Origin of the sequence: Amycolatopsis sp. NPDC051716, from assembly GCF_040681595.1 — a bacterium.
Taxonomy (GTDB): domain Bacteria; phylum Actinomycetota; class Actinomycetes; order Mycobacteriales; family Pseudonocardiaceae; genus Amycolatopsis.
In genome coordinates, this window is the sequence record NZ_JBFAZA010000021.1 from 1 (window position 1) to 21,876 (window position 21,876).

Annotated in this window: 22 protein-coding genes; 13 read left to right on the forward strand and 9 right to left on the reverse strand. The window is 71.1% G+C overall.

From position 1 onward, the window contains the following. Positions 1 to 109 precede the first annotated feature (109 nt). On the reverse strand, positions 110 to 1,879 hold the full coding sequence (locus AB0M30_RS27195) for a histidine kinase (protein ID WP_364588909.1): 1,770 nt from the start codon (positions 1,877 to 1,879) through the stop codon (positions 110 to 112). Between the two features lie 141 nt (positions 1,880 to 2,020). Between AB0M30_RS27195 and AB0M30_RS27200 the strand changes: the two genes are divergently transcribed. From AB0M30_RS27200 to AB0M30_RS27210, 3 genes are read left to right on the forward strand one after another with little or no spacing between them, the layout of a single operon-like run. After that, complete coding sequence (locus AB0M30_RS27200; protein ID WP_093949848.1) at positions 2,021 to 2,383, forward strand: response regulator; 363 nt, start codon at positions 2,021 to 2,023, stop codon at positions 2,381 to 2,383. Further along, complete coding sequence (locus tag AB0M30_RS27205) at positions 2,380 to 2,991, forward strand: ATP-binding protein (RefSeq protein ID WP_364588912.1); 612 nt, start codon at positions 2,380 to 2,382, stop codon at positions 2,989 to 2,991. The genes AB0M30_RS27200 and AB0M30_RS27205 overlap by 4 nt, the downstream gene beginning before the upstream one ends. Next, the gene (locus tag AB0M30_RS27210) at positions 2,982 to 3,626 is read left to right on the forward strand and encodes a response regulator transcription factor (RefSeq protein WP_360163688.1); all 645 of its coding nucleotides are present in this window, start codon (positions 2,982 to 2,984) and stop codon (positions 3,624 to 3,626) included. The genes AB0M30_RS27205 and AB0M30_RS27210 overlap by 10 nt, the downstream gene beginning before the upstream one ends. A 54-nt stretch (positions 3,627 to 3,680) precedes the next feature. Here the strand turns inward: AB0M30_RS27210 and AB0M30_RS27215 are convergent, their stop codons facing one another. Further along, positions 3,681 to 4,415 (reverse strand): hypothetical protein, encoded by a 735-nt coding sequence (locus AB0M30_RS27215; protein ID WP_364588915.1) that lies wholly within the window; start codon positions 4,413 to 4,415, stop codon positions 3,681 to 3,683. Between the two features lie 5 nt (positions 4,416 to 4,420). Beyond that, positions 4,421 to 5,380 carry an ATP-binding cassette domain-containing protein gene (locus AB0M30_RS27220; protein WP_364588918.1) on the reverse strand — a complete coding sequence of 320 codons (960 nt, stop codon included), beginning with the start codon at positions 5,378 to 5,380 and terminating at the stop codon, positions 4,421 to 4,423. A gap of 182 nt (positions 5,381 to 5,562) precedes the next feature. Between AB0M30_RS27220 and AB0M30_RS27225 the strand changes: the two genes are divergently transcribed. Together AB0M30_RS27225 and AB0M30_RS27230 are read left to right on the forward strand one after the other, a co-directional pair. Continuing rightward, the gene (locus tag AB0M30_RS27225; protein WP_364588921.1) at positions 5,563 to 6,363 is read left to right on the forward strand and encodes a lysostaphin resistance A-like protein; all 801 of its coding nucleotides are present in this window, start codon (positions 5,563 to 5,565) and stop codon (positions 6,361 to 6,363) included. A 93-nt stretch (positions 6,364 to 6,456) separates the two neighbouring features. Then, complete coding sequence (locus tag AB0M30_RS27230; protein ID WP_364588924.1) at positions 6,457 to 7,143, forward strand: 4'-phosphopantetheinyl transferase superfamily protein; 687 nt, start codon at positions 6,457 to 6,459, stop codon at positions 7,141 to 7,143. A gap of 6 nt (positions 7,144 to 7,149) precedes the next feature. On the opposite strand, the gene AB0M30_RS27235 is transcribed toward AB0M30_RS27230, so the two are convergent. Further along, on the reverse strand, positions 7,150 to 8,301 hold the full coding sequence (locus tag AB0M30_RS27235) for an isochorismate synthase (protein WP_364588927.1): 1,152 nt from the start codon (positions 8,299 to 8,301) through the stop codon (positions 7,150 to 7,152). Positions 8,302 to 8,385: 84 nt separating this feature from the next. Then, a complete protein-coding gene (gene mihF, locus AB0M30_RS27240; protein WP_158264088.1) occupies positions 8,386 to 8,697 on the reverse strand; it encodes an integration host factor, actinobacterial type in 312 nt (103 codons plus the stop codon). Positions 8,698 to 9,141: 444 nt separating this feature from the next. Here mihF and AB0M30_RS27245 point away from each other — a divergent pair, with 444 nt between their 5' ends. The 4 genes from AB0M30_RS27245 to AB0M30_RS27260 all read left to right on the forward strand — a co-directional run bounded on the left by AB0M30_RS27245 (position 9,142) and on the right by AB0M30_RS27260 (position 13,876). After that, entirely contained in the window at positions 9,142 to 10,770 is a 1,629-nt protein-coding gene (locus AB0M30_RS27245; RefSeq protein WP_364588930.1) for a long-chain fatty acid--CoA ligase, read from the forward strand. Between the two features lie 99 nt (positions 10,771 to 10,869). Further along, positions 10,870 to 12,159, forward strand: coding sequence for a sugar ABC transporter substrate-binding protein (locus tag AB0M30_RS27250; protein WP_364588933.1), 1,290 nt, complete (start codon positions 10,870 to 10,872; stop codon positions 12,157 to 12,159). Then, complete coding sequence (locus AB0M30_RS27255) at positions 12,156 to 13,064, forward strand: sugar ABC transporter permease (protein WP_364588936.1); 909 nt, start codon at positions 12,156 to 12,158, stop codon at positions 13,062 to 13,064. The genes AB0M30_RS27250 and AB0M30_RS27255 overlap by 4 nt, the downstream gene beginning before the upstream one ends. After that, positions 13,061 to 13,876: a carbohydrate ABC transporter permease gene (locus AB0M30_RS27260; RefSeq protein WP_364588939.1), complete on the forward strand. Its 816-nt coding sequence runs from the start codon at positions 13,061 to 13,063 to the stop codon at positions 13,874 to 13,876. The genes AB0M30_RS27255 and AB0M30_RS27260 overlap by 4 nt, the downstream gene beginning before the upstream one ends. 16 nt (positions 13,877 to 13,892) lie before the next feature. On the opposite strand, the gene AB0M30_RS27265 is transcribed toward AB0M30_RS27260, so the two are convergent. Beyond that, positions 13,893 to 14,654, reverse strand: a complete 762-nt coding sequence (locus AB0M30_RS27265) for an alpha/beta hydrolase (protein WP_364588942.1) — start codon at positions 14,652 to 14,654, stop codon at positions 13,893 to 13,895. Positions 14,655 to 14,727: 73 nt separating this feature from the next. Beyond that, a complete protein-coding gene (locus tag AB0M30_RS27270) occupies positions 14,728 to 15,336 on the reverse strand; it encodes a TetR/AcrR family transcriptional regulator (protein WP_364588945.1) in 609 nt (202 codons plus the stop codon). A 211-nt stretch (positions 15,337 to 15,547) separates the two neighbouring features. Between AB0M30_RS27270 and AB0M30_RS27275 the strand changes: the two genes are divergently transcribed. From AB0M30_RS27275 to AB0M30_RS27285, 3 genes are all read left to right on the forward strand, one after another. Beyond that, positions 15,548 to 17,272, forward strand: coding sequence for a TIGR03767 family metallophosphoesterase (locus AB0M30_RS27275; protein ID WP_364588948.1), 1,725 nt, complete (start codon positions 15,548 to 15,550; stop codon positions 17,270 to 17,272). 53 nt (positions 17,273 to 17,325) lie between these two features. Next, positions 17,326 to 17,727, forward strand: coding sequence for a PaaI family thioesterase (locus AB0M30_RS27280; RefSeq protein ID WP_364588951.1), 402 nt, complete (start codon positions 17,326 to 17,328; stop codon positions 17,725 to 17,727). Between the two features lie 71 nt (positions 17,728 to 17,798). Further along, positions 17,799 to 19,061, forward strand: a complete 1,263-nt coding sequence (locus AB0M30_RS27285) for a peptidase C39 family protein (RefSeq protein ID WP_364588954.1) — start codon at positions 17,799 to 17,801, stop codon at positions 19,059 to 19,061. A gap of 38 nt (positions 19,062 to 19,099) precedes the next feature. Here the strand turns inward: AB0M30_RS27285 and AB0M30_RS27290 are convergent, their stop codons facing one another. Both AB0M30_RS27290 and AB0M30_RS27295 read right to left on the reverse strand, forming a co-directional pair. Beyond that, positions 19,100 to 20,335, reverse strand: a complete 1,236-nt coding sequence (locus tag AB0M30_RS27290; RefSeq protein ID WP_364588957.1) for a hypothetical protein — start codon at positions 20,333 to 20,335, stop codon at positions 19,100 to 19,102. A 108-nt stretch (positions 20,336 to 20,443) separates the two neighbouring features. Beyond that, positions 20,444 to 20,893 carry a carboxymuconolactone decarboxylase family protein gene (locus tag AB0M30_RS27295; protein ID WP_364588960.1) on the reverse strand — a complete coding sequence of 150 codons (450 nt, stop codon included), beginning with the start codon at positions 20,891 to 20,893 and terminating at the stop codon, positions 20,444 to 20,446. A gap of 77 nt (positions 20,894 to 20,970) precedes the next feature. On the opposite strand from AB0M30_RS27295, the gene AB0M30_RS27300 reads away from it, so the two are divergent. Then, complete coding sequence (locus AB0M30_RS27300) at positions 20,971 to 21,831, forward strand: sigma-70 family RNA polymerase sigma factor (protein ID WP_364588962.1); 861 nt, start codon at positions 20,971 to 20,973, stop codon at positions 21,829 to 21,831. Positions 21,832 to 21,876 lie beyond the last annotated feature (45 nt).

Below are 21,876 nucleotides of genomic sequence, written 5' to 3' on the forward strand. Positions count from 1 at the left end.
GTTCATCGATCTTGGTCGACGCTGTTCTAGCAGGGACCCCGTTACCCATCTCACCGGGTTGACAGCTCCGCCCACTCCCTAACTTCCCGGCATTGGGGTTAACCCTGGCCTACGCCGGCAGTTCCGCCCGGACCACGGTTCCGCCGCCCGCCGGGCTCACCACGGTCAGCCGGCCGCGGAGCGCCTCGACGCGGTCGGTGAGGCCACGCAGCCCGGAGCCCGCGGCGGGGTCCACCCCGCCGATGCCGTCGTCGGCGATTTCGATGACCGCCATGGGGCCCTCGCGCAGGACGCGCACGGTCACCACGCCGGCCCGCGCGTGCTTGGCGACGTTGGCCAGCGCCTCGGACGCGACGAAGTAGGCGGCGAACTCGATCGGCTGGGGCAGCCGCGGGCCGGCGGCGTACGACACCGTCGCAGGCACCGGCGAGCGGGTGGCGAGCGCCTCGAGGGCGACGTCCAGGCCCTGGTCGAGCGCGGCCGGGTGGATGCCGCGGGCCAGCTCGCGCAGTTCGGCCAGCGAGCGGGCCAGCTGGTCACTGGCCGACGTGACGAGCTGTTCGGCGTCCGTGGGGTCGCGCCGGATCTGCCGCTGGATCAGCGACAGCTGCATCGCGAGCGTCACCAGGCCCTGCTGGGCGCCGTCGTGCAGGTTGCGTTCGATGCGACGGCGTTCGGCGTCCCCGGCGGCGATGATCCGTTCGCGGGAGTGCTCGACCTCGGCGAGGCGCCGCCGGGCCTCGGTGTGCAGGTGCTGGTTCTCCAGCGCGATCGTCGCCGCGGCGGTGACCGCTTCGACCAGCTCGGGATCGTCGTCGAGGGACCGGTCGTAGACGAGCACGGCGACCCGGCTGCCGTCGCGCTCGACACCGGCCACCGACCGGGACGTCCCGGCGCCGGGCAGGGTGACCGGGTGGCCGTCCAGGTCGGCGTAGGCACCTGGCGTGGTGACGTAGCCGACCACCAGGTCGGGGTCGCCGAGTGCCTTCGCCAGCGCACCGCGCAGGTCGTCGGGCCGCAGGGTGCGCAGCCCGCGGAACAGGCCGGCCAGCCCGCCTCGGGCCAGCCGGGAACGCAGCAGCCCGGCCAGGAACACGATGGGCACCGTGAGCAGCGAGCACACGCCGATCCAGAGCAGCACCATCGACTTCTCGCCGGTCAGGAACTGCGCCACGAGCAGCCACCCGAACAGCAGCAGGCAGGCGGCCCCGGCGACCCCGGGCGCCAGCGCCCGCCGGCCGGGCGTGGACGCCGAGCGCCAGCGCACCGCGACGACGGCGGCGGTGCCGGTCACGGCGGCCAGCAGCGTGCCGCGCTGGGCGACGTCGACGATCTCCGCGAGCCTTTCGTGCGGCCAGATGGCGACCGGGTTGCCCGGCACCCCGGAGAACAGCAGGAACAGCGGGGCCAGGACGACCAGTTCCAGCAGGACCGCACCGGCGAGCACCCGGTCCACCGTCGTGCGCACCCGCCCACCGGTGAGGAAGGTCAGCACGAGCACGACGAAGAACAGCACCCACAGGTCCGGCAGCCACAGGCCGACGACCTGGGCGGGCGGCCAGGTGAGCTGGCTCACCAAGGGACTGACGAAGAAGGCGAAGCCGGTGATGGTCATCAGCAGCCCGCTGTGGTTGTCCGGCCGGCGGCGCCAGGCGATCAGCCCGCAGGCGGCGAAGGAGCCGCCGATCAGCCGGAACGCGACGTCGATCGCCTCGACCGGTGCCCCGTTCGGGAACAGCATCGGGACCAGCGCGCCGAACTCGGCCGCGAGCGCCACGGCCCAGAGCAGCAGCCAGAAGCCCGGTCCGTGCCCGGAGCGGGCGAACCGGTGGGTGGGAGTGCGGGCCTGCCCGCCGGCGAACGCCGTTTCCGAAGCCATGACCTGTCCTGCTGCGGTCGACGGGTCCCCCTGGCAGCCGCACGGTAATCCAGGACGGCCCCGGCCGGTACCGCTGAACCGCCGCGGATCCCCAGGGTTGTCCCGGTAGTTGCCGGCCGGCGGCGCTGCGACGATGAGGAGATGGTTCCCCGGGTCCTGATCGTGGACGACCACGCCGCGTTCCGGTCGTTCGCCCACCGTGTCCTGGTGGCCGACGGGCTGGTCGTGGTCGGCGAGGCGGCCGACGGCGCGGCGGCGATCGCGGCCGCGCCCCGGCTGCGCCCCGACGTGGTCCTGCTGGACGTGGGCCTGCCCGACATGGACGGCTTCGCCGTCGCCGCGGCGCTGGGTGCGCAGGACGAAGCGCCCGCCGTGGTCCTGGTGTCCAGCCGCTCCCGGGACGACTACGGGTCGCTCGTCGACGCCAGCAGCGCCGTCGGGTTCATCGCGAAGTCCGCGCTGAGCGGCGACCTCGTCCGGCGGCTCCTGGAGCCGAAGACGTGACGACGCCCGCGCCCGAGAGCGCCCGGATCGTCGACGCCGCGGACGAATTCCGGCGCCGGCTCGAACGGCGGCTGCACGACGGCGCCCAGCAGCGGCTCGCTTCCGCCGTGCTGGCCTTGAGCCTGGCCGCCGGGACGCTCACCGGCGACGCGGCCGCCCTCGTCACCGAAGCGCGGGAAGAACTGGGCCTGGCCATGGCAGAGTTGCGGGAACTGGCCCGCGACACCTACCCGGTGCTGCTGGCCGAAGCCGGCTTGGGGCCGGCGCTCGCCTCGCTCACCGACCGGTGCCCGGTGCCCACCGTGGTCTCGGCCGTGCCCGGCGGGCGGCTCCCCGGGCCGGTCGAACGGACCTGCTATTTCGTGGTGTTCGAAGCGTTGAAGAACGTGGCCGGGCACTCGCACGCCGGCCGGGCCGAGGTCGTGGTCCGCGCGCAAGGAGGTCAGGTGAACGTCGAAGTGAGCGACGACGGGGTCGGCGGCGCCGACCCGGGCGGCCCGGGACTGAGCGGGCTGGCCGACCGCGTGGCCGCCCACGGCGGCCGGCTGCGGGTCGTGAGTCCCCGCGGCAGCGGCACTCGAGTGCGGGCCGACGTGCCATGCGGGTGATGATCGCGGACGACGCGGTCCTCTTCCGCGAAGGCGTGGCACGGGTGCTGACCGAAGCCGGGTTCGACGTCGTGGCGCAGGTCGGCGACGCCGCGGCGCTGCTGCACCGGGTGCGTCAGGACCCGCCGGACGCCGTCGTCGTCGACATCCGGATGCCGCCGACGCACACCACCGAGGGCCTGGACGCGGCCCGGGACCTGCAGGAGCGGCACCCGTCGGTCGGCGTGCTGGTGCTGTCGGCCCACGTCGAGCCGCACTACGCGCTGCAGCTGATCGAATCCGGCGCGCGCGGTGCCGGTTACCTGCTCAAGGAACGCGTGGCCGATCTCGACGAGCTGACCGAGGCCATCCGCCGGGTCGCGGCCGGCGGGCTGGTCATCGACCCGTCCGTGGTCGCGCAGCTGGTCGGGCGCCGGCGCACCCGCAGCCCGCTCGACCAGCTGACCGACCGCGAGCGGGACGTGCTGAAGGTGATGGCCGAAGGACGGTCCAACCAGGCCATCTGCCAGCGGCTCTACCTGAGCCAGAAGACCGTGGAGGCCTACGTGCGCTCGGTGTTCACCAAGCTCGGGCTGCACCAGGGCGCGGACGACAACCGGCGCGTCCTCGCGGTACTGACCTACTTGCGCGGCTGAGCGCACGCCGAAGTGGCCGGACCCGGTTCCCGGATCCGGCCACCTGGGCTCGCCTCAGGCGTCCCTGCGCTTGGCCACCGCGATCGCGATCGCGAGCAGACCGCCGCTCACCGCCGCGAAGTAGCCCATCGCCACCCACGGCTGTTCGGTCAGCGCCGCGCCGTCCGCGGGCGGGCCGCTGAGCAGGAACTGCTTGGCGGCTTGGAACGGCAGCCAGCGGGCACCCGACTCGAACCCGGGGATCATCGCGAGCAGCGACTCGGCCATCAGCGCCCAGGTCAGCACCAGCGCCACCGCTCCGGCGGTGTGCCGGATCAGGATTCCCACCGCGACGGCGAACACCGCGGCCACCAGGTAGACCAGGCCGACCCCGCCGACCTGACGCCATTCGGCCAACCCGTGCAGGGCGAGGTCACGGCCCGGCATCAAGACCAGGCCCAGCGCCCAGCTGCCGAACGCCGAGAGCAGCCCGACCAGCCCGGCGGCGAGCGCGACGACCAGCGTCTTGGCCAGCAGCACCGCACCGCGGGCCGGTGCGGCCAGGAACGTCGTCCGGATCATGCCGACGGAGTACTCGGTGGTCACCGCGAGCGTCGCCATCACCATGACCACGGCCATGCCCAGGCCGTAGCCGAGCTGGGTCGACGGAACACCGGTGAAGCCGGTGTCTTCGTTGCCCGCCATGGAAATCGAGCCCACGCCGACGGTGGCGAGGACGCCGGACGCGGCGCACCACCACGGCGACCTGATCGACGTCAGCTTGATCCGTTCGGCTGCGATGAGGGACATCGTGGTCACCTTCCTGCCGCGGCGAGCACCGCGGAGTCGTTCCGGTCGGCGGCGGGTGCGCCGGCGCTGTACTCGACGTCGTGCCCGGTGATGTGCATGAACGCTTCTTCGAGCGAGGCCCGCTGCAGAGCCAGCTCGTGCAGCACCACCCCGGCACCCGCGGCCAGCTCGCCGATCCGGGCGATGTCCGTGCCGGCGACGGCCAGTGCCTCGTCGTCGCCGGGCTCGGCCTGCACGTCGATTCCTTCGCGCAGCAGGACTTCCGCGAGTTCGAGCAGCTGGGGGCTGCGCACCCGCACGGTCGAGGTGACGGCGCCGTCGACGAACTCGGCGGTCGAGCTCTCGGCGATCAGCCTGCCCCGCCCGATGACGATCAGGTCGGTCGCGGTGAGGGCCATCTCGGGGAGCAGGTGGCTGGACACCAGCACGCTGCGGCCTTCGGCGGCGAGGTCCCGCATGAACCGGCGGATCCAGACGATGCCCTCCGGGTCCAGCCCGTTGACCGGCTCGTCGAACAGCAGCACCCCCGGGTCGCCCAGCAGCGCGCCGGCGATGCCGAGCCGCTGGGACATGCCCAGCGAGAAGGTACCGGCGCGGCGGTCGGCGACCGCGGTCAGCCCGACCTGGTCGAGCACCTCGTCCACCCGGGCGGCCGGCAACCGGTTCGACCGGGCGAGCCAGCGCAGGTGGGCGCGGGCGGACCGGTTGGGGTGCACCCACTTCGCGTCGAGCAGCGCACCGACCTCCCGCAGCGGGTGCGGCAGGTCCTCGTAAGGTCTGCCGCCGATCAGGGCGTGCCCCGACGTCGGCCGGTCCAGCCCGAGGACCATGCGCATGGTCGTCGACTTGCCGGCACCGTTCGGGCCGAGGAAGCCGGTGACCCGGCCAGGCTGGACGGTGAAGGACAGGTCGTCGACGGCGAGCGTCGGGCCGTAGCGCTTGGTGAGTCCGCGGGTTTCGATCATGAGTTCCTCCTCGTGGCGCTGTCGAGAAGCCACTGTGGCCGCCGGCCCCACCGCCTCGGCAGCGGGAAAACCCTGGCGGCCACGGGGAAAACCCTCACCGGACGCCGGGGCCCGCCCGCTGCCGCCCGGACCCGGCCCGGCGCATCGTCGAGGGGAACCGCACGCCGACACAGGAGGCACCGATGCCGATCACCACGTGGACCCGCCGCCACCGCCTCACCGTGTTCTTCGGTCTCGCGTTCGCCGTTTCCTGGTGGGCCTGGCCGTTCTACGTCGCCGGCATCTCGCCGACGCCGTTCTTCGCCTGCGGACCCGTGGTCGCGGCGGTCGTCGTCATCGGCGTCGCCGACGGCCGGGCCGGCTACCGGGACCTCTTCGCGCGGCTGACGCACTGGCGGGTCGGCTGGACCTGGTGGGCCGTCGCCATCGCGATGCCCCTGGCCGTGCTGGCGGTGGCGTCACTGGCCAACGTGACGCTCTGGGGTGCTCCCGCGCCCAGCTTCGGCACCCTCGCCTGGACCGACCTCGGGCTGGCCGCCGCGATCCGGTTCGTCAACCCGCTCGACGGGCCGCTCGGCGAGGAGCCGGGCTGGCGGGCCTACGCGCTGCCGCGCCTGCAGGAGAAGTGGTCACCGCTGCGCGCCGGCACCACCCTCGGCGTGGTGGTGGCGCTGTGGCACCTGCCGCTGGTCACCTCGGGCCTGCTCGCCCCGTTCGGCCTCGTCGTGACCTTCGCGATCACCCTGGTCTACGTGTGGCTGGTCAACCGCACCGGCGGAAGTGCCCTGATGGCGCTGGTCTTCCACGTGGCCCAAGGCACGATCGGCTACGCCGCGCTCGGCTTCGGCGGTGCCGACGCCGACCGGATGGACTGGCTCACCGGTGCGTTGTGGTGCCTGATCGCCTTCGGCGTGGTGACCGCCGACCGCGCGGCTTGGCGGTCCGCTCCCACCCCGGCCGTCCCCGGGCACGCCCACGTCTGACACCGGCCGGCGGCGACCGGCGCGACGGAACACCCCAGTCCTCGGCCGGAATTCGTGACAACGGCTTCCGGGCCCGGAAGGATCGGAGGGGTGATGGAGATCGAGGTCCGCTGGTCGTCGCCGTTGCCCGCCGAAGCGCGCTTCCTGCGCCTGCTCGACGAGACCGAGCAAGGCCGGTTCGAGGCGTACCGGCAGGAGGCGGACAAGCGGCGGTTCCTGACCGGCCGGGTCCTGGCGAAGACGGTCGCGGCCGAGCGGCTCGGCCTGGCCGTCGAGGCGGTGAAGTTCGACGCGACCTGCGAAGACTGCGGCAAGCCGCACGGACGGCCGAGCGTCCCGGGTGCGGACCTGACGCTGTCGATCTCGCATTCGGGCGAGCTGATCGGGGTCGCGGCGACGCCGTCGGTCCCGGTCGGCCTCGACGTCGAAACGGCCACCCGCCGCGCGGACGACGGCCTGATCGGGTACGCGCTGAGCCCGGTGGAGGCCGAGCACCTGGCGGGCCTGGACCCGGCGGAGAAGGCGGCGGCGTTCTTCGTCTACTGGACCCGCAAGGAGGCGGTGATGAAGGCCACCGGCAAGGGCCTGCGCATCCCCCTGCAGAGCATCACGTTCTCCCGCTACGACGAGCCGCCCCGCCTGACCGCCTCGGGCGACCCGGCCCTGGACCCGGCGACGACCCGGTTGGCGGACCTGAAGGCCGCGGACGGCTACCGGGCGGCCATCGCGGTGCTGACCACCGAGGAACTGGCGGTCACCGAGGAGCACTGGGTTCCGTAGGCCGGCTCAGACCGGCAGGTCCTCCAGGCCCATCGCCGTCAGCAGCGTGCGGAACTTCGCCGTCGTCTCGTCCAGCTCCGACTGCGGGTCCGACTCCGCCACGATCCCCCCGCCGGCGTACAGCCGCATCGACGTCGAGGCGATCTCCGCGCAGCGGATCCCCACCGCCCACTCGCCGTCGCCCGCCGCGTCCACCCAGCCGACCGCTCCCGCGTAGTAGTCGCGGTCGAACGGCTCCAGCTCCTTCACCAGGTCGCGGGCGCCCTCGGTCGGGGTGCCGCAGACCGCCGGAGTCGGGTGCAACGCCGCCGCCAGGTCCAACGCCGTGATGTCCGGGTCGGCCAGCTCGCCCGTGATCGGGGTGCGCAGGTGCCAGATCGCCGGGGTCGTCACCAGCTCCGGGCCGGCCGGAACGGCCAGGGTCCGGCAGAACGGCCGCAGCGCCTCGACCACGTAGTCGATCACCACCGCGTGCTCGAGCTGGTCCTTGCGGGACGTCCGCAGCGCCTCGCCATTGGCGCGGTCGGCCACCGGGTCCGCCGAGCGGGGCATCGACCCCGCGTGCGGTGAGGAGAACACCGTCCGGCCCGTGCGGCGCAGCAGCAGCTCGGGCGTGGCGCCGACGAGCGACCGGCCGCCCGGCAGCTCGGCCGCGTACGTGAAGTGCCGGGGATTGCCCACGGCCAGGTTGCGCACGATGCTCTCGGCGGGCACCGGCGCGGCGAACTCGAGGTCCAGCGCCCGCGCCAGGACGGCTTTGCGCAGGTCACGCTCGGCCAAGGCGGCGACCGCGGACCGCACGGCCGCCATGTGCGACGCGGGTGACGGCACCGCACGGACCCGCACGGGCGCCGGCAGGGTCTCGCGCGGCAGCGAGGGCGTCCCCGAGGAGCGGTGGACGGTCCGGGGCACGACGAGGTGGCCCGGCACCTTCGTGTCGGGCCCGGTGTCGAACGGCAGGACGCCGACGGCCAGCGGGGCGCCCGTCTCGGCCAGGACACCGGGGATCGCCGAGGCGAGCCGCTGCGGGTCCGTCTCGGTGACGGTCCGGAGGGTGCCCTGCGCGAGGAGTGCGCGCTCGGCCGTCGTGAAGAGGAAGTCGCCTCGCTGGTAGCGGGCGGCGAGGTCAGCCGGGGTTGCCGGATCAGATGAGCTCACGTGTCCAGCGTCCCAGGCGATGGGAGATCCGCGAGGGGAGTGTCACGAGCGACACTCCCCTCGCGGGCAGCTCCTGGTGACGCGCTACTTGAGCGCGTCGATGAGCGCCTCGCGCTGACGCTCGCCCAGGCCGGCCGCACGCCGGTCCGGGTCGATGCCGGCCTGCTCGAGCAGGGCGGCGACCTTCACCGCGCCGAGGCCGGGGACGGCCTTCAGCAGCTGGGTGACCTTCGTCTTCCCGATGGTCTTGTTCTCCTTGGCCTGCTTGAGCACCTTTTCGATGCTCTCCTGGCCGGACTTGATCGACGCAAGCAGTTCCGAACGCGCCTTGCGAGCCTCGGCGGCCTTGGCCAAGGCATCGGCGCGCTGCTCCGGAGTCAACGTAGGCAGAGCCAACGTAGTGTCCTTTCCTCTCAGGTCTCCGCTTTCGCGGCCGACAGCTTTTACGAGTGCTTGCTCCTGCAAGCGCTGCTCAGCCGTCTCTTGCCACGGGCCCAGTAAACGCCACCCGCTTCCCGGTCGTGCAACCGACACGCACTTATTACCCCCGGAGGTGATACCGGGCAACCCGCTCCGGCCTGCGGAAACGCTCCCAAGAAGTGGGCCGCGTGGCCTCTCTCACCCGGAAGTGGAGCCTCCGTTACGCGCTGTTCTCGCGCACATTTCCTTGCACATAAGGAGAAGCCGGAAAATTAATGATCTTGATCATCGTCCGGTCGTCGCCCGATCGCGCGACGACCGTGACCGAACGGAGCCGTAGTTGACCATGCCCGCTTCACCCGATCCGCACTAGAGTCGGCGCAACCCCAGTTCACCGGCGAGCGACCCCCGGGAGCGACCATGTTGAGCACCATGCAGGACGGCCAGCTGTCGCTGGCGAACCTGCTCCGCCACGGCACGTCGGTGCACTCGGCGAGCGAAGTCATCACCTGGACCGGTTCAGAAGCCCGCCGCGAGAGCTATCGCGAGCTCGGCCGCAACGCCGCGCGGCTCGCGAACGCCCTCAAGAGCCTCGGCGTGACCGGTGACCAGCGCGTCGGCACGTTCATGTGGAACAACGCCGAGCACCTGGCCGCCTACCTCGCCGTTCCGGCCATGGGCGCCGTGCTGCACACGCTGAACATCCGGCTGTTCCCGGAGCAGCTCGTCTTCGTCGCCAACCACGCCGAGGACCACGTCGTCATCGTCGACGGCACCCTCGTCCCCCTCCTGGCGAAGCAGTTGCCGCAGTTCAAGACGGTCCGGCACGTCATCGTGGCCAACGGCGACGCCGCGTCCCTCGAAGCACCCGACGGCGTCGAGGTGCACTCCTACGCCGAGCTGCTGGCCGCCCAGCCCGACACCTTCGACTGGCCGGACGTCGACGAGCGCTCGGCCGCCGCGATGTGTTACACCTCGGGCACGACCGGTGACCCCAAGGGGGTCGCGTATTCACACCGGTCGATCTGGCTGCACTCGATGCAGGTCTGCATGACCGACAGCATGCGGCTCGCGCAGCACGACAAGGCCCTGGCCATCGTGCCGATGTTCCACGCGATGGCGTGGGGCCTGCCGTACGCGTCGCTGATGGTCGGCGCGTCGCTGCTGATGCCGGACCGGTTCCTCCAGCCGGCGCCGATCGCGGCGCTGCTGGCCGCCGAGAAGCCGACGTTCGCCGGCGCGGTGCCCACCGTCTGGCAGGGCCTGCTCGCCCACCTCGAAGCCCACCCGCAGGACATCTCGCACCTGCGCGAGGTCGTCGTCGGCGGGTCCGCGGTGCCGCCGTCGCTGATGCACGCCTTCCAGGAGCGGCACGACGTCCCGATCCTGCACGCCTGGGGCATGACCGAGACGTCGCCGCTGGGCAGCGTGGCCCGGCCGCCCGCCGACGCGACCGGCGACGAGGCCTGGCGCTACCGCTACACCCAGGGCCGCTTCCCCGCCTCCGTGCGGGCCCGGCTGATCGGCGACTCCGGCGACGCGCTGCCGTGGGACAACGAGGCCGTCGGCGAACTCGAGGTCCAGGGCCCGTGGATCGCCGCGTCGTACTACGGCGGCGCCGAGATCGACCCCGACAAGTTCCACGACGGCTGGCTGCGCACCGGCGACGTCGGCAAGATCAGCCCGGACGGCTTCCTGACGCTGACCGACCGCGCCAAGGACGTCATCAAGTCCGGCGGCGAGTGGATCTCCTCGGTCGACCTGGAGAACCAGGTGATGGGCCACCCGGCGGTGGCCGAGGCCGCGGTCGTCGGCATCCCGGACGAGAAGTGGGACGAGCGGCCGCTGGTCGCCGTCGTGCTCAAGGAAGGCCAGAGCGTCACGCCGGAAGAGCTGCGCGAATACCTGTCCGACAAGGTCGCGAAGTGGCAGCTGCCGGAGAACTGGACGTTCGTCGACGAGGTGCCCAAGACCAGCGTCGGCAAGTTCGACAAGAAGCGGATCCGCGCGTCCTACTCCGAGGGAAAGCTCGACATCGCACAGCTCTAACGGGTAAATCTCCGGCGAGTCTCATGCCTCTGGCGGTCACCATGGGGGACCCTGACGCCCCTATGGTGGCCTTTCAGAGCACGTCGGAGGGTTCTGGGGATGCAGCGGAACAGGCGGAGTTTCCTCGCACTGGCGGGCATGGGCGCGCTGGCGACGGCCTGCGGGTCGAACACCGGGCGGCAGGGTGACCCGCCGCCCTCGACGGCGTACTCGGCGGGCCCGCCGCCGTCGGACGCCCCGAAGGCCGCGCTCCAGCAGTGGTACCACGCGTACGGCGAGGAAGGCGTCCAGGACGCCGTCAAGCGGTACGCGTCGAGCTACTCCGGCGCGGCCGTGACCGTGCAGTGGAACCCGGGCGACTACGACTCGAAGATCGTCACCGCGCTGCAGAACAGCAAGGTGCCGGACGTCTTCGAGGCACAGGTCAAGATCGACTGGGTGCGGCAGAAGCAGGTCCTCCCGCTCGACGACGTCATCGGGCCGGTGAAGGGCGACTTCAGCCCGGCCGTGCTGGCCGCGCAGACCGTCGAGGGCCGGGTCTACGGCATCCCGCAGGCCACCGACACGCAGGTGCTCTTCTACCGCAAGAGCCTGCTGCAGGCCGCGGGCGTGCAGCCGCCGCAGACGGTCGACGAGCTCGTCGACGCGGCCGCGAAGCTGACGAAGGACGGCGTCAAGGGCTTCTTCGCGGGCAACGACGGGGGCGTCGGCGTGCTCACCGGCCCGCTGCTGTGGTCGGCCGGGCTCGACTACCTCAAGAACGGCAACCGCGAGGTCGGCTTCGACGACCCGCGCGCGGCGACCGCGCTGGCGAAGCTGCACACGTTGAACGCCAACGGTTCCCTGCTGCTCGGCGCGCCGGCGGACTGGTCGGACCCGGGTGCGTTCATCGACGGGCTGACGGCGATGCAGTGGACCGGGCTGTGGAACGTGCCGAAGATCCGCCAGGCGTTCGACGACGACTTCGGCGTCCTGCCCTTCCCGAAGCTGGACGGCAGCGGCGCGCCGTCGGTGCCGGTCGGCGCGTACGGCGCGATGGTGAACGCCAAGAGCGCGCACGTCACCGAAGCCAAGGCGTTCGTGAAGTGGCTGTGGATCGACCAGACGCAGGACCAGCTGGAGTTCGCGACGAAGTTCGGCTTCCACGTGCCGGCCCGGCAGAGCCTGATCGGCCGCGCGGACAACCTCAAGTCCGGCCCGGCCGCCGACGCGGCCCGGTTCGTCCAGGAGAACAGCCACCTCGTCGGCGGTCCGGTGTGGACGCAGCCGTCGAACACGGCGCTGTCCGACGCGGTCGCGAAGATCGCCAAGGAGGGCGCGGACCCGGCCGCGCAGGTCAAGACCGCGGTCGAGGTGGCTCGCGCCGAGCTGAAGCGCCTGTTTGGATGACCCCGGGGGTGAAGCGGCGGGACGCGCGCGCGTTCTGGCTGTTCGTCGGGCCGTTCCTGCTCGGGCTGGCGGTCTTCGCCTACCTGCCGATCGGCTGGAGCGCGTACCTTTCGTTCTTCGACGCGCGCAACACGGTGACGCCGACCGAGTTCGTCGGGCTGGAGAACTACGGGCACATGCTCACCGACGAGCCGTTCCTGTCGAGCCTGGGGACGTTCAGCGTCTTCGCGGTGTTCATCGTGCCGCTGACGTTCGTGTCGTCGCTGGCGCTGGCGCTCGGCGTCAACCGGCTGCGGTTCGCGCGGGCGTTCTTCCGGTCGGTGTTCTTCCTGCCGTTCGCCTGCTCGTACGTGGTGGCGTCGCTGATCTGGAAGACGTCGCTGTTCTCGGGTGTCCGATACGGACTGGCGAACTCGGTGCTCGCGGTCTTCGGCGTCGATCCGGTCGCCTGGACCGGGACGGTGCACCCGCCGCTGTACTGGGTGGTGCTGGTGACGGCGCGGCTGTGGCTGCAGCTGGGGTTCTACATGATCCTCTTCATCGCCGCCCTGCAGCGGATCCCGGTGCAGCTCTACGAAGCGGCGTGGCTCGACGGCGCCAAACCGGGCTGGCCGGTGTTCCGCCACATCACGCTGCCCCAGCTGCGCGCGACGGCGGTGGCGGTGTTGCTGCTGAACCTGATCAACGCCTACCAGGCGTTCGACGAGTTCTACAACATCATGGGCGACGCCCGCGGCTACCCGCCCTTCGCCCGGCCGCCGCTGGTCTACCTGTACTACACGTCGCTGGGTTCGGGCGGCCAGGACCTCGGCCGCGGCAGTGCCGGTGCGGTGATCCTGGCGCTGATCATCGCGCTGGTGACCCTGCTGCAGGGCCGGGTGCTGCGCTTCGGGCGGGCGGCATGAGGACGGTCCTGCGGTGGGCTTGCCTGTCGGTGGCGGCGGTGCTCTTCCTGCTGCCGTTCTACCTCCTCCTGCGCAACGGCCTGGCGTCGCGAGCGGACCTGACGTCTCCACAGTGGACGTTCTTCCCGTCCACAGTGCACTGGGAGAACTTCTCGCGGCTGTTCTCGCTTCCGGACGTCCCGTTCGCCCGGAGCCTGCTGAACTCGCTGCTGGTCGCGACCCTGCAGACGACCGGCCTGCTGGTGCTCTGTTCGATGGCGGGCTACGGCCTGGCCCGGATCCCCTACCGGCACGCCCGCCCGATCTTCTACGCGGTGCTGGCGACGCTGATGATCCCGACGTCGGTGACGTTCGTGCCGAGTTTCGTGGTCGTCTCGTCGCTGGGCTGGCTGTCGGACTTCCGCGGCCTGGTGATCCCCGGGCTGTTCAGCGCGTTCAGCGTGTTCCTGTTCCGGCAGTACTTCCTCGACTTCCCGCGCGAGCTGGAGGAAGCCGGCCGGGTCGACGGGCTGAGCCGCTGGGGCGTGTTCTGGCGGATCGTGGTGCCGAATTCGAAGGGCTTCTTCGCGGCGATCGCGGTCATCACCGTGATCGGCAGCTGGAACGCGTTCCTGTGGCCGCTGATCATCGCCCAGTCCCCGGATTCGTGGACGGTCCAGGTGGCGCTGTCGGGGCTGTTGACGGCGCAGAACCCGCAGCTGAACCTGCTGTTCCTCGCGGCGGCGGTGTCGATCCTGCCGATCGTGCTGCTGTTCGCGTTCCTGCAGCGGTACCTGGTGCGCGGGGTGGCCGAGTCCGGCTTGACGGGCTGATCGGGCCCGTGCCGGCCTAACCGTCCAACCGGGACCAGAACGCGGTCAGGGCGCGCGCCGCCGGGTGCGGGTCCGTCACCGGCCACCAGTGCCCGGTGTCGGCGAGTTCGGCGATCTCGGCACCGGCGGCCTCGCCCGCGGAGCGGTGCTGCGCGGGCGTTCCGCTGGCCTGGTCGACGTCCGCGAGGGCGATCAGGGCGAGACCGGGACGCTGTCGCGCCTTCGCCAGGCCGCGGCCCGCGTCGGCCATCACCGGCTGGACGGCCGACCGCAGCAGCGAGAGCACCGCCCGCCCCATGCCGTCGTCCATCCCGGCCGCCACGCGTTCCGCGGCCGGGCCGGTCATCCCGAGCGCGCCGACGACCTCCAGCCGCTGCGCCAGCGTGCCGCCGAAGATCTCCTTCACCGAAGCCTCGCCGGCCCCTTCCTGCTGCCACACCTGGGCCCGCGGGTGCCAGACGTAACCCGGGTCGAAGAGGCCGAGTGCGTCCGACGCCCAGCTGCGGATCAGGTCCGGGCGGGTCATCGCGATCCGGACGACGTGCGCACCACCCCAGTCGTGGCCGACGAGGTCGACGGGCTCCCGGAACTGCTCCAGCCGTGCGGCCAGCCATTCGCGGTAGCCCTCGACGGTGGCGGAGAAGCCGTCCGGCGCGGGCACCCCGAACCCGGGCGGCGACAGCGAAACCACGTCGTCGCGGCCGAGCGCGGCGATCAGCGGTCCCCACACGCCGGCGTTCTCCGGATTGCCGTGCACGAGTACCAGAGGAACAGTCATCTCGACTCCTTACTTGCGTGCATGTACGCAAGTAAGTGTAGCAGCGGCCGGTGCGGGCGACCACGGCCGGAAACTACGGCGTGACCGCGAAGGCTCCGCGTACCGAGCGCGCCGCCTCCCGGATGAGGGCGGGGACGTTGCGAACCGGAGGCTGGGCGATGAGCTGCAGCCCGGTCCCGCGGACCAGGGCGACGATCAACACGGCGGCCGCGGCCGGGTTCGCGTCGGGCCGGATGGACCCGTCGGCGACGCCCTGGCGGACCACGTCCGCCAGGAGCTGCCGGAAGTCGGCGTCCCGGCGGGCGAACAGCGGAGCCAGCACGGGGTCGGCCGCGATCGCCTCGCCCCACAGCTGCAGGAACGCGCGCGCCGACGGTGTCCGCCGCACGACGTTGCGCAGGTACGCCTCGATGATCCGAACCAGGTAGTCCAGGCCGTCTCCCTGGTAGACGGGGACGTCGAACCGCTGCGCCTCGTCGACCACGGCCTCCAGCAGCCGTTCCCGGCTGCCGAAGTGGTGGTAGACGATGCCGCGGCTGTAGCCGGCGGCTTCCCCGACCTCGGCGAGCGTGACGGCCCGGGAGCCGCTGCGCGCGATGAGCGCCATCGCCGCGTCCACCACGCGCCGCTCGGTCTCCGCGCGTCGTTGCTCCTGCGTTCGCCTGGCCGGGCGATCGGTCATGCGTCGTGCTCCCCTGACTGGCCTCGTGGTCGACGAAGTGTGCCACGGGGCCCTCCCGCCGCCCGGCCTCAGCGGCGGAAATGACCACAACCTTCGGCGGTACACCCACTCCGACGCCCGTGACAGGGTAGCTCGAAATGTCACGTTCACCGGCCGGTCACCGACGTCCGGCACGGTGCAGGGCAACCGAGAAGACTGGGGAGCGAAACTCATGGCCGAACTCACCCGGCGCACCTTCGCCACCGCGGGCGCCGCCGGTGTCGGGCTCCTGCTCTGCACGCCCACCGCGAACGCCCTCGACCGCGCTCTCCGGCTCACGAGCACCCGCTCGGTCACCACCACCGGCACCACGCTCGAACAGGTCGCCACCGGCGGGGGCACCAGCACCTACTCGCGCCTGTCCGCGGGCCCCGGCTGGCCGCTGGTCGTCCGGAGCGATCTGGCCACCCCGCAGAGCGGGCGCGACGACCGGCGCCGGGCGCTCTCCGCCTTCGTCCAGTTCACCGACCTGCACATCACCGACGCCGAAAGCCCCGCGCGGTTCGAATACCTGCACCCGTTCATCGGCTCCGCGCACCGGCCGCAGGAGGCGCTCGGGACGGTCGCCACCAGCGCGCTGGTCGAACGGGTCAACAGCGTGCGGCAAGGCCCGTTCACCGGGCGGCCGTTCGACCTCATGGTCACCACCGGCGACAACACCGACAACCACGAGCTGATCGAGCTCGACTGGTTCCTCAAGGTCCTCAACGGCGGCACCGTCACCCCGAACTCCGGCGACGCGAACGCGTACGAAGGCGTCCAGAGCTCCGGCAACGACGAGTACTGGAACCCCTCGATCCCCGGCGTGGGCGACAAGTACTCGGCGAAGGGCTTCCCGCAGCTGCCCGGCCTGCTCGAAGCGGGCATGAAGTCCTTCACCGCACCCGGCCTCGACGTCCCGTGGTTCTGCACCTTCGGCAACCACGACGACAGCATCGTCGGCTCGCTGCCGGCGCAGATCCCCGGGATCGACGCCTGGTACACCGGGAAGTACAAGGTGATCGGCAAGGACGAGACCACCGCGAAGAAGCTCGCCGACGCGATCAAGAAGGGTGCCGGCGTCCCGGTCGCGGAACTGTTCGGCGGCAGCGGCACCATCCGCGAGATCACGCCGGACGCGCGGCGGCGCCCGTTCGGCACCGGCGAGTTCGTCCGCGCCCACCTCGACGCCGCCAACACCGGCCCCGGCCCGGTGGGGCACGGCTTCACCAGCGCCAACGCCGACGGCCAAAACGTCTACTACACCTTCCGGATCGCGCCCGGCATCACCGGGATCAGCCTCGACACCACCACCGACGCCGGGTTCGCCGACGGCTCGATCGGGCTCGCGCAGTACTCCTGGGTCGAGTCGACGCTGAAGCGCGGCAGCTCGACGTACTACGACTTCTTCGGCCGCAAGGTCACCCACGCCGTCACCGACGAGCTGTTCCTCCTCTTCAGCCACCACACCAGCGGCTCGATGGGCAACCTGCTGCCCGACTCGCGCCACCTGCTCGACCCGCGGCTGGACGGCAACGCCTTCGTCGCGCTGCTCAAGCGGTTCCCGAACGTGCTGGCCTGGGTCAACGGCCACACGCACCTCAACAAGATCACGCCGCACGCCGGGAACACGCCGCAGCAAGGCTTCTGGGAGATCAACACCGCGTCGCACGTCGACTTCCCGCAGCACGCGCGGATCGTCGAGGTCGCGGACAACGCCGACGGCACGTTGTCGCTGTTCACGACCCTGATCGAAGCGGAAGCGCCGTACGCCGTGGACTACGGCGCCCGGACGCCGCAAGCGCTTGCGTCGCTGTACCGCGAGCTGTCCTACAACGACATCCACACCGACCTGGGCCGGGTCGGCGCGGCGGAGGACCACAACACGGAGCTGCTGCTCGTCCACCCGCTGAGCTGAGGTTACGCCGGAGGTAATCGCCCGGCCGCCGATCTTCGGGCAAGCTGCCGAGCATGACCGATCCCGAGGGCACCCGGCTCTTCCACCGCTCCATGCCGTTTTCCGAACGCCTCGGCGTCGAGGTGCTGGAGCACGGGCGCGAACTCGTCCGCAGCCGGCTGAAGTGGGACGAAAGCCTCTGCACGCTCGGCGGCGCGCTGCACGGGGGCGCGCTCATGGCGCTGGCCGACTCGACCGGCGCCGTGTGCGCGTTCCTCAACCTGCCCGAGGGCGGCCAGGGCACGACGACCGTCGAATCGAAGACGAACTTCCTGCGCGCGGTGCGTTCGGGCTACGCCGTTGCGTCGTCCAGACCACTGCACGCCGGCCGCAAGTTCGTCGTGGTGGAGACCGAAATCCACGACGACGACGGCAAGTTGGTCGCGAAAGTGACACAGACGCAGGCCGTCCTCTAGGTACCTGTTTACAGACCGGTCCGGAGCGACGAAAATTCCTGGCTACTGGGTGGGCCGATCAGGGAGCCGGGATGCGCATACGCGAGCTGTTCACCTTATTGTCAGTGGTTGTGTTGTCCGCGGTAACCGCGCAAGCCGCCGAGGCCGGGCCCGTCCACCCGCGCGACGACGAGGCGATCGACTACCACGAGTGGACCGGCGGCCGGTTCCACGAAGGCGGCTTCGCCGGCGTGGCGCTCACCCGCGACGGCCTGCGCCTGACCCGCCCGATCGGCACGGTGGCGCACACCGAGCCGGAGCTGGGCACGACGAGAACGTACGAGTACGGCCAGTGGACGTCACCGGCGTACCGGCCGGGCTTCGGCGCGACGCAGCTGGTCGCGTCGTGGAACGCGAAGACGCCCGCGAAGACCTGGCTGCAGGTCGAGGCGCAGGGCCGGACGTCGGCGGGCGCCGAGACCGCGTGGTACGTGCTGGGCCACTGGGCCAGCGGCGACGCCGACATCCTGCGCACCAGCGTCGACGGCCAGGACGACGCCAACGCGCTGGTCGACGTCGACACGCTGGTCATGAAGCCGGACGTGACGCTGAAGTCGTACCACCTGCGGGTCAGCCTCTACCGCGAAGCCGGCTCGGGCGCGACGCCGTCGGTGAGCCTGCTGGGCGCGATGACTTCCGCCGTCCCGGACCGTTTCGAGGTGCAGCCGACGAAGCCCGGGCGGGCCACCGGGATCGAGCTGAAGGTGCCCGCGTACGCGCAGAACCTCCACAAGGGACAGTTCCCGCAGTACGGCGGGGGCGGCGAAGCCTGGTGCAGCCCGACATCGACGGAGATGGTGGCCGAGTACTGGGGCAAGAAGCCGTCCGCGGCGGAGATGGCGTGGATCCCGCCGGACTACGTCGACCCGCAGGTGGCGTTCGCGGCGCGCTACACCTACGACCACGCCTACGACGGCACCGGGAACTGGCCGTTCAACACGGCCTACGCGGCGTCGCGCGGCTTGCGCGGCCACATCACGCGGCTGCACTCACTGAACGAGCTGGAGACCTACATCGCGCGGGGCATCCCGGTGATCACGTCGCAGTCGTTCCTGTCGTCGGAGCTCGACGGCGCCGGCTACGGGACGTCGGGCCACATCATGGTCGTCGTCGGCTTCACGAAGGACGGCGACGTGATCGCGAACGACCCGGCGTCGAGCAGCAACGACCGGGTGCGCAACGTCTACAAGCGGGACCAGTTCGAGAAGATCTGGCAGCGGACCAAGCGCTACCGCGCGGACGGCACCGTCGCCGGCGGCCCCGGCGGCGTCGCGTACATCATCACGCCGGCTTGACGATGTGGTCGGTGAGGAGCAGCGTGTTCTGCCGCTCCTCACCCACCCGCCGGCAGATCGTGCACCAAACCCAGACCCACACGATGACGCCACGCCAGCATGAGGCAAGCCTGAGCGGCGTTGCGGGTGCTCGCGTCGTGCACGTACCGGTCGACGGATTCGGCTTCGAACGGGATCCCGTGTCCCTTCGGTCCCACTACGATCGTTCCTTCCTTGCCCCGCTGGACGATCTTGGCGAACAGCGTGTCGAACGCGGAGTCGTCGAACACACAGACCAGAAGCAGTTCGAGCTTCCAGGTCAGTGGGTCCAACCCGATTCCCAGCACGTGAGGCCGAAGCTCACCTCGGGCTCTTGCGGCGACCAACTCGCGGAAAGGCCACTCGTTCTCGTAGTCCAGCGGACGGCCGCCGCGGCCGTACGACTCCTCGACGTCGAGGAACTCCTCCGCGTATTCACGCATCACTGTGTGCCAGAGGTCGAAGTCCCGCGTCCGGGATCCGAGATCCCGGTCGGCCGGAGTGAATTCGCCGGCCGGGATGACGTGAGTCGTGTCCGGAGCCGCGGCGACCCTGCGCTCGTCACGCAGGTGCATGTAGAAGCCGCACTCGTCATCCGACACGCGGATCGTCAGAACGACCACTCCCAATGAAGTTCCGCGGCGGCCGAGATCGAACGGGTCTCTCAGGAACCTGCGGTACGCGCCCTCCACGGTTGCCCGGCCGGCGAGATCGTTGATCGCGGCTTCGTAGGCGAGAACTTCGGTGGTGTCGAGGTGATCGAAGTAGTGACCGCCGGCGAAGCTGAGGCGCAGCGTGCCGCCTTCGGCAACCACACCGGTGGGACGGTAGATCCAGCCGTTGTACAGCTGCGTCATCCCAGCGAGCTCGACGAGTGCGCCGCTGTATCCGGCATAGCGGGTCCCATCGCGCTTTCTGGGCATCATCCTCCGTGCTCGGCTCCGGATCTCCGCGAACTGCTCATCCCGGCCTTCCGGCTCGCGCTCGAGCCTGATCGAATCGAGGAGAACCGGGCCGGGAAGAACCCACCCGACCTTGGTCAGCATCGGGATTTCGTCGGCCTGCCACTCGGGGCGGATTCCCGCTCCGGCAAGAGCACGGAGCCGCGACTGCCGCAGGCGTACGTGCTCGTTCACCCGTTCGAAGTAGCCCACCGTGCGCTCGGTGCGTGTGCGACGCAGATTCGCCCAGGTCAACGGGACCCCGAACAGGGCTATCAGGAGGCCGAGCCCGGCCATTGCGGCGCCCGTGTTCATGCCACTCCCCCGATCGCTTCACTCTCGGACGATGTCGGTTCGAGGCGGCCTTCTCGTTACGGGCTTGACGAGGTCCGGCGGGGCGCCTCGCCGGCGCCCCGCCGGACTTCACCAGGTCTTGCCGGCCTGCTCCCGGATCGCGCGGTTGATCCGGTTGAAGAAGCCGCTGAGCGCGATGTGCGTGACGATCGCGGACAGCTGCCGCTCGTCGAAGTGCTCGGCCGCGGCGGCCCAGACCTCGTCGGTCACGCCCGGCTGGCCGTCCTCGATCCGGGTCGCGGCTTCGGTCAGCGCGAGCGCGGCCCGCTCCGGCTCGGTGAAGAACGGCGTCTCGCGCCAGGTGACGACGCTGTGCAGCCGGTCGTCGGTCTCCCCCTGCCGCTTCGCCGCCTGCACACCGGCGTAGGTGCACGGGGCGCAGCCGTTGATCTGGCTGGCCCGCAGGTGGACCAGCTCCAGCAGCAGCGGATCGACGCCGGCGGCGTGCACCACCTTGAACAGCTGCTGGACCGCGCCGGTCACCTCGGGATCGCTCCGGGTCTTCAGCCGTGGTTCCATCGTTCCTCCATCGGTTACCTGTGCCCCTCCGGGCCCGTCATGTCCACGACGGAGCCGAACCGAGGAAGGTAACGACCATGTCCGACACGCTGGCCGAGACGTTCGAAGCGCAGCGCGACCGGCTGCGCGCGGTGGCCCATCGCGTGCTCGGTTCGCACGCCGACGCCGAGGACGTGGTGCAGGAGGCCTGGCTGCGGCTGTCGCGCCAGGACGCGGCGTCGATCGAGAACCTCGAGGGCTGGCTGACGACGGTGGTCGGCCGGATCAGCCTGGACGTGCTGCGCGCGCGGAAGTCCCGCCCCGAGGCGCCGTACGACGAGATCATCGTGACGGTCGACGACGGCGCCTCCCCGGACGAGGACGCGGAGCTGGCGGATTCGGTCGGGCTGGCGCTGCTGGTGGTGCTGGAGTCCCTCAGCCCGAGCGAGCGGCTGGCGTTCGTCTTGCATGACCTGTTCGCGGTGCCGTTCGAGGAGATCGGACGCATCTTGGGCAAGTCCACGGCGGCGGCCAAGATGCTGGCGAGCCGGGCCCGCCGCAAAGTGCGCACGCCTTCACCGCCGGCCGGGTCGTCGCGGAGGGAGGTGGTCCAGGCGTTCCTGACGGCGGCCCGCGACGGCGACTTCGAGCAGCTGCTGCGCGTCCTCGACCCGCAGGTCCGCTTGACGGTCGACACACCGGATGGCCTGGTGGTGGTCCTGGGCGCCACGAACGTGGCCACGGGCGCCCGCTTCGGAGCGGCCGGCGGCGGCCGGCGCGTGCTGGTGGGCGGCCTGCCGGGCGTGGTGGCGTGGCGCGAGGACGGAACGCCGCTGTCGGTGGTGGCGTTCACGGTGGTGGACGGCCGGATCACGAACATCGCGGCGGTGGCGGATCCGGTGAAGCTGGCGTCGATGGACCTGCCGGAGCCGCCGGGAACTGTCGGTGCTGCCCGGTAAGCTGGAAACCGGGGGCCGGAGGCCCACCCAGCCGTGCCAGACTGC

What these genes read in the sequence shown, in the direction of transcription:
- AB0M30_RS27195 (WP_364588909.1), bottom strand. Translation starts at nt 1,879, where the DNA reads ATGGCTTCGGAAACGGCGTTCGCCGGCGGGCAGGCCCGCACTCCCACC.
- AB0M30_RS27225 (WP_364588921.1), top strand. Translation starts at nt 5,563, where the DNA reads ATGCCGATCACCACGTGGACCCGCCGCCACCGCCTCACCGTGTTCTTC.
- AB0M30_RS27265 (WP_364588942.1), bottom strand. Translation starts at nt 14,654, where the DNA reads ATGACTGTTCCTCTGGTACTCGTGCACGGCAATCCGGAGAACGCCGGC.
- AB0M30_RS27230 (WP_364588924.1), top strand. Translation starts at nt 6,457, where the DNA reads ATGGAGATCGAGGTCCGCTGGTCGTCGCCGTTGCCCGCCGAAGCGCGC.
- AB0M30_RS27245 (WP_364588930.1), top strand. Translation starts at nt 9,142, where the DNA reads ATGTTGAGCACCATGCAGGACGGCCAGCTGTCGCTGGCGAACCTGCTC.
- AB0M30_RS27200 (WP_093949848.1), top strand. Translation starts at nt 2,021, where the DNA reads ATGGTTCCCCGGGTCCTGATCGTGGACGACCACGCCGCGTTCCGGTCG.
- AB0M30_RS27255 (WP_364588936.1), top strand. Translation starts at nt 12,156, where the DNA reads ATGACCCCGGGGGTGAAGCGGCGGGACGCGCGCGCGTTCTGGCTGTTC.
- AB0M30_RS27290 (WP_364588957.1), bottom strand. Translation starts at nt 20,335, where the DNA reads ATGAACACGGGCGCCGCAATGGCCGGGCTCGGCCTCCTGATAGCCCTG.
- AB0M30_RS27215 (WP_364588915.1), bottom strand. Translation starts at nt 4,415, where the DNA reads ATGTCCCTCATCGCAGCCGAACGGATCAAGCTGACGTCGATCAGGTCG.
- AB0M30_RS27275 (WP_364588948.1), top strand. Translation starts at nt 15,548, where the DNA reads ATGGCCGAACTCACCCGGCGCACCTTCGCCACCGCGGGCGCCGCCGGT.
- AB0M30_RS27270 (WP_364588945.1), bottom strand. Translation starts at nt 15,336, where the DNA reads ATGACCGATCGCCCGGCCAGGCGAACGCAGGAGCAACGACGCGCGGAG.
- AB0M30_RS27250 (WP_364588933.1), top strand. Translation starts at nt 10,870, where the DNA reads ATGCAGCGGAACAGGCGGAGTTTCCTCGCACTGGCGGGCATGGGCGCG.
- AB0M30_RS27280 (WP_364588951.1), top strand. Translation starts at nt 17,326, where the DNA reads ATGACCGATCCCGAGGGCACCCGGCTCTTCCACCGCTCCATGCCGTTT.
- AB0M30_RS27210 (WP_360163688.1), top strand. Translation starts at nt 2,982, where the DNA reads ATGCGGGTGATGATCGCGGACGACGCGGTCCTCTTCCGCGAAGGCGTG.
- AB0M30_RS27260 (WP_364588939.1), top strand. Translation starts at nt 13,061, where the DNA reads ATGAGGACGGTCCTGCGGTGGGCTTGCCTGTCGGTGGCGGCGGTGCTC.
- AB0M30_RS27220 (WP_364588918.1), bottom strand. Translation starts at nt 5,380, where the DNA reads ATGATCGAAACCCGCGGACTCACCAAGCGCTACGGCCCGACGCTCGCC.
- AB0M30_RS27295 (WP_364588960.1), bottom strand. Translation starts at nt 20,893, where the DNA reads ATGGAACCACGGCTGAAGACCCGGAGCGATCCCGAGGTGACCGGCGCG.
- AB0M30_RS27300 (WP_364588962.1), top strand. Translation starts at nt 20,971, where the DNA reads ATGTCCGACACGCTGGCCGAGACGTTCGAAGCGCAGCGCGACCGGCTG.
- AB0M30_RS27285 (WP_364588954.1), top strand. Translation starts at nt 17,799, where the DNA reads ATGCGCATACGCGAGCTGTTCACCTTATTGTCAGTGGTTGTGTTGTCC.